The following is an 8,124-nucleotide window of genomic DNA, read 5'->3' as shown; positions in this document are numbered from 1 at the left end:
CCGCCGATGTCTGGATCGTCAGCGACAAGCCGGTCGAGCGCCACACGCTGCTGCCGGCCGAGGGCAGCTTCACCCGCAACATGCCGGGCAGCCTGCCGAGCCGGGCAGCCGATAATCTGTTCTGGCTCGGCCGCTACATCGAACGCGCCGAAGGGGCGCTGCGCATCCTGCGTGCCTGGCACGCGCGTTACGCCGAAGCTGCCGATCCGAACCAGCCGCTGCTCGCCGATGTCTCCGAGTATCTCACGGCCGTCGATATCGATACCGCCGAGGCCGTGCCGGAAACGCTCCTGCGCAACATCGACAGCGCCGTTTATTCGGCGAGCAACATCCGCGACCGTTTCTCGCCGGACGGCTGGCTGGCGCTCAACGATCTCGCCAAAACCGCACGCCGCTTTCACGTCACTGTCGCTGCCGGCGACGATGCCAGCCATGCGATGACGATCCTTCTGCGTAAACTCGCGGGCTTCGCCGGCCTCGTGCACGAGAACATGTACCGCTTCACCGGCTGGCGCTTCCTCTCGCTCGGCCGCTATATCGAGCGTGGCCTGCACATGACGCGCCTGCTCGGCCACATGTCCGGCCCGGAAGCGCCCGACGGCGCCCTCGACATGCTGCTCGAGATCGGCGACAGCGTCATGACCCACCGCCGCCGCTACAACGTCAACACGGCGCGGCTGACCGTCACCGACTTGCTGGCGCTTGATCCCCTTAACCCCCGCTCGGTCCTGTTCCAGGTGAACGAGATCCACCACGAGGTCGAGCAACTGCCGAATGCCCTGATCAACGGCCAGATGTCGCCCTTCTACCGCGAGGCGATGCGGCTCCATTCCGGCCTGGCGGTGATGACGCCGGAGGGCATGGGGGTCGAAGTCTATCAACGGCTCGAGCGCGAATTGGAGCAGCTTTCCGATCTGCTCGCCCAGACCTATCTCGGGTGACGGCGATGCTCTACGATCTCTCCCTCCACATGGGTTACAGCTACGACGTACCGGCCTCCGGCGCCCGCCACGTCATGCGCCTGATGCCGCTGTCGCTGCCCAACCGGCAGCGCCTGGTCGCCGGCTCGATCACCATCTCGCCGACGCCGGACGAGCAGTCACATTTCGTCGATTTCTTCCATCATCCCACCACCTCCTTCATGCTGCGCGCGCCGCACGAGACGCTCGACATTCGCATGCAAGCCCGCGTGCAGGTGGAAAGCCAGCCGATCGCCGCCGATTTCTCGCCGTTGCTTGCCGACTTGCCGGAAGAGATATCAGGCATCTGGTCGTTGGCGCCGGATTCGCCGCACCATTTCCTTGGCGACAGCCCGCGCCTGACCCAAGCGCGCGAGATCGCCGACTATGCGCGAAGCTGCGCCATGCCTGAGCTGACGGCGATGCAGATCGCCCATGCGCTCTGTGCCCGCATCAACAAGGATTTCACCTACGACCCTGACGCGACGACGGTGGACACGACGCCGCTCGAGGCGTTCAAGTTGAAGCGCGGCGTCTGCCAGGATTTCACCCACATCATGATCCTGGCGCTCCGAAGCCTCGGCATTCCGGCCGGCTACGTCTCCGGTTTCCTGCGCACCATCCCGCCGCCCGGCAAGGAGCGGCTGGAAGGGGCGGACGCCATGCATGCCTGGGTGCGGATCTGGTGTGGTGAGACGATCGGCTGGATCGAGCTCGATCCGACCAACAACATCCCCGCCGGCACGGACCACATCGTCGTCGCCTATGGCCGCGACTATTCCGACGTCGTTCCCGTCATCGGCGTATTGAAAAGCTATGGCGGCCAACGCGCCGTCCAGGCGGTCGACGTGATCCCCCTGAAATAATCCCAAAACTGGAAAAATCCGACGATTCGTTAAAATTCTATTGACGCCGTAAGGACAGCGGAAAGGAGGGGCGTGGCTAATATCACCTCACAGGGCCTCCATATACGGGTGAACATGATGAGCACCTCCTTTTTACAAAATCCCTGCCTGCGTCGCATGCTTGGCGACCGTGGCGGCAATTTCGGAATCATGACGGCGATCCTGCTGCCCGTCCTTTTTGGGGCGGCCGGCATGGCGATCCAGGTGGGCGACATATTGCTCTCGAAGCAGCAGTTGCAGGAAGCAGCCGATTCGGCGGCGCTAGCAACCGCCACCGCGCTGGCGAACGGCACGATCTCAACCGCTGAGGCCGAAACGTTTGCACGGAATTTCGTCGCGGCGCAGATGGCGAATTACCTGCAGAGCGGCACCGATATCAAGAGCTCAACGGGCGTGAATGTCCAAACAACGACATCGGGCAAATCGACATCCTACCAAGTAACGGTTTCGCCGAGTTACGACCTCACGGTCAATCCGCTGATGCAGGCGGTTGGCTTCAAGACACAGCATCTCTCGACCTCTGGCACGACGGTCGGCGGGCATTCACAGACCCAAGGCTCGATCTCTATGTTCCTCGCACTCGATAAATCGGGGTCAATGGGAGATGATACCGCCACCGTCATGACGGAATCATTCACCTATAAATGCAACCCTCACCTCAACAAAAACGGTAAGACAATCTACGACACCTGCACCGGCACGCGTACGCGTTATTACACTAAAATAGAAGCACTGAAGCTCGCCGCCGGCAATCTCTTCGGCCAGCTCAATAGCGCGGATCCCAATGCCGAATATGTACGCACAGGCGCGGTATCCTACGATATCATTGAATACCCTGCCAGCAGTCTGGCTTGGGGAACTACCGCTGTCACGAGCTATGTCAACGCGCTTCAGTCGGGAGGTGGTACGAATTCAAGCGGCGCAGTGAATACGGCTTACACGTCTCTCACCGCCAAGAACGCCGCGGGCAATGACGCCGAAGACGCCGCCCACAAGCAGAAGACCGGGCAAGTGCCCAAGAAGTACATCGTCTTTATGACAGACGGCGACAATAACAACGATAGCAACAACGGCCGTTCCTACGACACTGCGACCAAGAAGACATGCGACGCCGCCAAGTCCAAGGGCATTGAAATCTATACGATCGCCTTCATGGCACCCGAGGGTGGGCAGGCGCTGCTGCACTATTGCGCTTCCGATGACGCCCATTATTTCCAGGCAGAAAAGATGGAAGACCTGCTTGCCGCCTTCAAGGCGATCGGAGCGAAAGCCTCCGCACAGCTGACGCGCCTGACGAACTGACGATCGGTCCCGGCCAAAAGCCGAACAAAATAGCCGCTCCGGAACAAACCGGAGCGGCTTTTCGTTATCCTCGTTCGGCCCATCAGATCGAGAAAAGCGATTGAAATCAACCCCCTCAACCCGTGTGAATATGAAGGTTTCGCAAATTTTTCGTTTGCCCAAATCCTTTGTTGCAAGTGCTTAGTAACGATGCATAAACTGTCGGCTGCGCAAGCGACAAATTGATTGAATCAGGCATAACATCCTGAAACAAAATTAAAATTGGCGAGACCTGACGATGAACACTGTTTCCAAGCCGATCATCCCCTCCCCCGCCCCTCGCAGTTCAAGGCCGGAAATTCTCGCTGAAGAAATCATCGAACGTCTGACCTACCGCATCGGCAAGGATGCCAAGGTGGCAAAGCCACATGACTGGCTGACGGCGACGATCCTGGTGGTGCGCGACCGCATCATCGACAGGTGGATGGCGTCCACACGCGAGGTTTATGCAACCGGCGCCAAGCGCGTCTATTATCTCTCTCTTGAATTCCTGATCGGCCGCCTGATGCGCGACGCCGTTTCGAACCTCGGCCTGATGGAGGAGGTGCGCGATGCGCTCGCCTCGCTCGGCGTCGACGTCAACGTCATTGCCGGCCTGGAGCCGGATGCCGCACTCGGCAACGGCGGCCTCGGCCGTCTGGCTGCCTGTTTCATGGAGAGCATGGCGACGGTCGACGTTCCGGCCTATGGCTATGGCATCCGCTATGTTCACGGCCTCTTCCGCCAGCAGCTGGCCGACGGTTGGCAGGTGGAACTGCCGGAAAACTGGCTGGCCCATGGCAATCCCTGGGAATTCGAGCGCCGCGAAAGCTCCTATGAAATCGGCTTCGGCGGCGCCGTCGAATTCATCACGACCCATGACGACCAGCCGCGCTACGTCTGGAAACCGGCCGAGCGCGTCATCGCCGCCGCCTTCGACACGCCGGCCGTCGGCTGGCGCGGCAAGCGCGTCAACACGCTGCGCCTCTGGTCGGCGCAACCGATCGATCCGATCCTGCTCGATGCCTTCAACGCCGGCGACCACATCGGCGCGCTCCGCGAAAGCAACAAGGCCGAAAGCCTGACCCGGGTTCTCTATCCTGCCGACGCCACCCCGGCCGGCCAGGAACTGCGTCTGCGCCAGGAATTCTTCTTCTCGTCGGCCTCGCTGCAGGACATCCTTCGCCGCCATCTGCAGCAATATGACGATTTCACCTCGCTGCCGGACAAGGTGGCGATCCAGCTGAACGACACCCACCCCGCCGTCTCTGTCGCCGAACTCGTGCGCCTGCTCTGTGACGTACACGGCATGGACTTCGATCAAGCCTGGGAAATCACCCGCAATACCTTCTCCTACACCAACCACACGCTTCTGCCCGAAGCGCTGGAAAGCTGGGCGGTGCCGCTGTTCGAGCGTCTGCTGCCGCGCCACATGCAGATCATCTATGCGATCAATGCCAAGATCCTGATCGATGCCCGCAAGGGCAAGAACTTCTCCGACGGGGAAATCCGCTCGATCTCGCTGATCGATGAAAGCGGCGACCGCCGCGTGCGCATGGGCAACCTCGCTTTCGTCGGCTCGCATTCGATCAACGGCGTCTCGGCCCTGCACACCGACCTGATGAAGGTCACCGTCTTCGCCGACCTGCACAAGCTCTATCCCGACCGCATCAACAACAAGACCAACGGCATCACGCCGCGCCGCTGGCTGCAGCAGTGCAATCCCGGCCTCACCGGCCTGATCCGCGAGGCGATCGGCGACGAATTCCTCGATGATGCCGAGAAGCTGCGTGCGCTCGACGTGCATTCCTCCGATCCGGCTTTCCAGCAGAAGTTCGCAGCGGTAAAGCGCGCCAACAAGGTGGCACTCTCCAACCTCGTCGCCAGCCGCATGGGTGTGAAGCTCGATCCGTCGGCGATGTTCGATATCCAGATCAAGCGTATCCACGAATACAAGCGCCAGCTGCTGAACATCATCGAGGCCGTCGCGCTCTACGACCAGATCCGCTCGCATCCCGAGCTCGACTGGGTGCCGCGCGTAAAACTCTTCGCCGGCAAGGCGGCGCCAAGTTATTACAATGCCAAGCTCATCATCAAGCTGATCAACGACGTCTCCCGCACGATCAACAACGATCCGTCGGTACGCGGCTTGCTGAAAATCGTCTTCGTGCCGAACTACAATGTCTCGCTCGCCGAAGTCATGGTTCCGGCCGCCGACCTCTCGGAGCAGATCTCGACCGCCGGCATGGAAGCGTCCGGCACGGGCAACATGAAGTTCGGCCTCAATGGCGCGCTGACGATCGGCACGCTCGATGGCGCCAATGTCGAGATGCGCGACAATGTCGGCGAGGACAACATCGTCATCTTCGGCCTCAAGGCCGACGAGGTGTCGAAGGTCCGCAGTGATGGCCACAATCCCCGCGCCATCATCGAGGGATCGCGCGAACTCGCCCAGGCGCTTGCCGCTATCGGTTCCGGCGTCTTCTCGCCCGATGACCGCAATCGCTATACGGCGCTGATCGACGGCATCTATTCGCATGACTGGTTCATGGTCGCTGCCGACTTCGACGCCTATGCCCAGGCCCAGCGGGAAGTCGACCAGATCTGGACCAACCAGTCCGCCTGGTACACCAAGACAATCAACAATACGGCGCGGATGGGCTGGTTCTCTTCCGACCGTACCATCAGGCAATATGCAGACGAAATCTGGAGAGCCGGATGAAAACGCCGAAGACCGTCCCTGAAGTAAAGCTTTCCTGGGAAATTTCGGCAGATGAAATCACGGCGATCCTTGCCGGCTCGCATTCCAATCCCTTTGCCGTCCTGGGTGTGCACCAGGCCGGCGACGCCTTCGTCGCCCGGTGCTTTATTCCGGGCGCAGAGGAGGTGACCGCCATGACGCTCGACGGCGGCGTCATCGGCGAGCTGAAACAGCTTCATGCCGACGGCGTCTTTGCCGGCCCGGTTTCCCTCACGAAGCTCCAGCCGGTGCGTTACCGTGCCCGGCGCGGCGATGCCGAATGGGCAGTCACTGATCCCTACAGTTTCGGTCCGGTGCTCGGACCGATGGACGATTATTTCGCCCGCGAGGGCTCGCATCTGCGGCTGTTCGACAAGATGGGCGCCCACCTCATCAAGCATGACGGCGCCCAGGGCATCCATTTCGCCGTCTGGGCGCCGAACGCACAGCGCGTTTCCGTCGTTGGCGATTTCAACAATTGGGACGGCCGTCGCCACGTGATGCGCTTCCGCTCCGATAGCGGCATTTGGGAAATCTTTGCCCCTGACGTACCGATCGGCGTCGCCTACAAGTTCGAGATCCGCGGCCAGGACGGCGTATTGCTGCCGCTGAAGGCCGATCCCTTCGCGCGGCGCAGCGAGCTCCGACCGAAGACCGCCTCCATCGCCGCCGCCGAACTGGTGCAGGAGTGGGAAGACGAGGCCCATCTGAAGCACTGGCGCGAGACTGACAAGCGCCGCCAGCCGATCTCGATCTACGAGGTCCATGCCGCCTCCTGGCAACGCCGGCAGGACGGCACGATGCTGTCCTGGGACGAACTCGCCTCCAGCCTCATCCCTTATTGTGCCGACATGGGCTTCACCCATATCGAATTCCTGCCGATCACCGAGTACCCCTACGATCCCTCCTGGGGTTACCAGACGACCGGCCTCTACGCGCCGACCGCTCGTTTCGGCGAGCCGGAAGGTTTCGCCCGTTTCGTCAATGGCTGCCACAAGGTCGGCATCGGCGTCATCCTCGACTGGGTGCCGGCGCACTTCCCGACCGACGAGCACGGTCTCGGCTGGTTCGACGGCACGGCACTCTACGAGCACGAAGACCCGCGCAAGGGCTTCCACCCGGACTGGAGCACGGCGATCTACAATTTCGGCCGCACCGAGGTCGTTTCCTATCTCGTCAACAACGCGCTCTACTGGGCCGAAAAATTCCATCTCGATGGTCTGCGTGTCGATGCCGTCGCCTCGATGCTCTACCTTGATTATTCCCGCAAGCACGGCGAATGGATCCCGAACGAATATGGCGGCAACGAGAACCTCGAAGCGGTCCGTTTTCTGCAGGATCTCAACATCCGCCTCTACGGCAATCATTCCAACGTCATGACCATTGCCGAGGAATCGACCTCCTGGCCGAAGGTCTCGCAGCCCGTGCATGAAGGCGGCCTCGGCTTCGGCTTCAAGTGGAACATGGGCTTCATGCACGATACGCTGAGCTACATGAGCCGCGATCCAATCTACCGCGGGCACCACCACAACGAGCTCACCTTCGGCCTGCTCTACGCCTATTCGGAAAATTTCGTCTTGCCGCTCTCGCATGACGAGGTTGTTCACGGAAAAGGCTCGCTGATCGCCAAAATGCCGGGCGACGACTGGCAGAAATTCGCCAATCTGCGCGCCTACTACGCTTATATGTGGGGCTATCCCGGCAAGAAGCTGTTGTTCATGGGCCAGGAATTCGCCCAGTGGAGCGAGTGGAGCGAGGAGAAGTCGCTCGACTGGAACCTGCTTCAGTATCGCATGCACGAGGGCATGCGGCGTCTGGTGCGCGACCTCAATTTCACCTATCGCAGCAAGCCGGCACTGCATGAGCGTGACTGCGAGGGCGAAGGTTTCGAATGGCTGGTCGCCGATGACCACCAGAATTCCGTCTTTGCCTGGCTGCGCAAGGCGCCGGGCCAGAAGCCGGTCGCCGTCATCACCAATTTCACCCCTGTCTACCGCGAGAACTACTCGATCCGCCTGCCTTCCGCAGGCCGCTGGCGGGAAATCCTGAACACCGATGCCGACATTTACGGCGGCAGCGGCAAGGGCAACGGCGGGCGCGTGCAGGCCGTCGATGCCGGCGGCAACATCACCTGCTCGATTACCTTGCCGCCCTTGGCGACAATCATGCTTGAACCTGAAAATTAGTGACTGGTGGGAGG

At 61.0% G+C, this 8,124-nt stretch carries 5 protein-coding genes; all 5 read left to right on the top strand.

From position 1 onward, the window contains the following. The coding region (locus MOV76_RS25035) for an alpha-E domain-containing protein (protein WP_247265510.1) at positions 1 to 941 on the top strand (941 nt) is incomplete at its 5' end. Between the two features lie 5 nt (positions 942 to 946). Beyond that, positions 947 to 1,825, top strand: a complete 879-nt coding sequence (locus MOV76_RS25030; RefSeq protein ID WP_115157645.1) for a transglutaminase family protein — start codon at positions 947 to 949, stop codon at positions 1,823 to 1,825. Positions 1,826 to 1,942: 117 nt separating this feature from the next. Further along, positions 1,943 to 3,166, top strand: a complete 1,224-nt coding sequence (locus MOV76_RS25025; RefSeq protein ID WP_065278070.1) for a TadE/TadG family type IV pilus assembly protein — start codon at positions 1,943 to 1,945, stop codon at positions 3,164 to 3,166. A gap of 277 nt (positions 3,167 to 3,443) precedes the next feature. After that, positions 3,444 to 5,906, top strand: a complete 2,463-nt coding sequence (locus tag MOV76_RS25020; protein WP_018446060.1) for a glycogen/starch/alpha-glucan phosphorylase — start codon at positions 3,444 to 3,446, stop codon at positions 5,904 to 5,906. Beyond that, positions 5,903 to 8,110, top strand: a complete 2,208-nt coding sequence (gene glgB / locus MOV76_RS25015; protein WP_112905152.1) for a 1,4-alpha-glucan branching protein GlgB — start codon at positions 5,903 to 5,905, stop codon at positions 8,108 to 8,110. Before MOV76_RS25020 ends, glgB begins: the two co-directional genes overlap by 4 nt. The last annotated feature ends 14 nt before the right edge of the window (positions 8,111 to 8,124 follow it).

It is taken from the genome of Rhizobium sp. PRIMUS64 (assembly GCF_023006465.1).
Lineage (GTDB): Bacteria > Pseudomonadota > Alphaproteobacteria > Rhizobiales > Rhizobiaceae > Rhizobium > Rhizobium leguminosarum.
This window is presented reverse-complemented; position numbering and strand designations above follow the sequence as displayed.

What these genes read in the sequence shown, in the direction of transcription:
- MOV76_RS25020 (WP_018446060.1), top strand. Translation starts at nt 3,444, where the DNA reads ATGAACACTGTTTCCAAGCCGATCATCCCCTCCCCCGCCCCTCGCAGT.
- glgB (WP_112905152.1), top strand. Translation starts at nt 5,903, where the DNA reads ATGAAAACGCCGAAGACCGTCCCTGAAGTAAAGCTTTCCTGGGAAATT.
- MOV76_RS25025 (WP_065278070.1), top strand. Translation starts at nt 1,943, where the DNA reads ATGAGCACCTCCTTTTTACAAAATCCCTGCCTGCGTCGCATGCTTGGC.
- MOV76_RS25030 (WP_115157645.1), top strand. Translation starts at nt 947, where the DNA reads ATGCTCTACGATCTCTCCCTCCACATGGGTTACAGCTACGACGTACCG.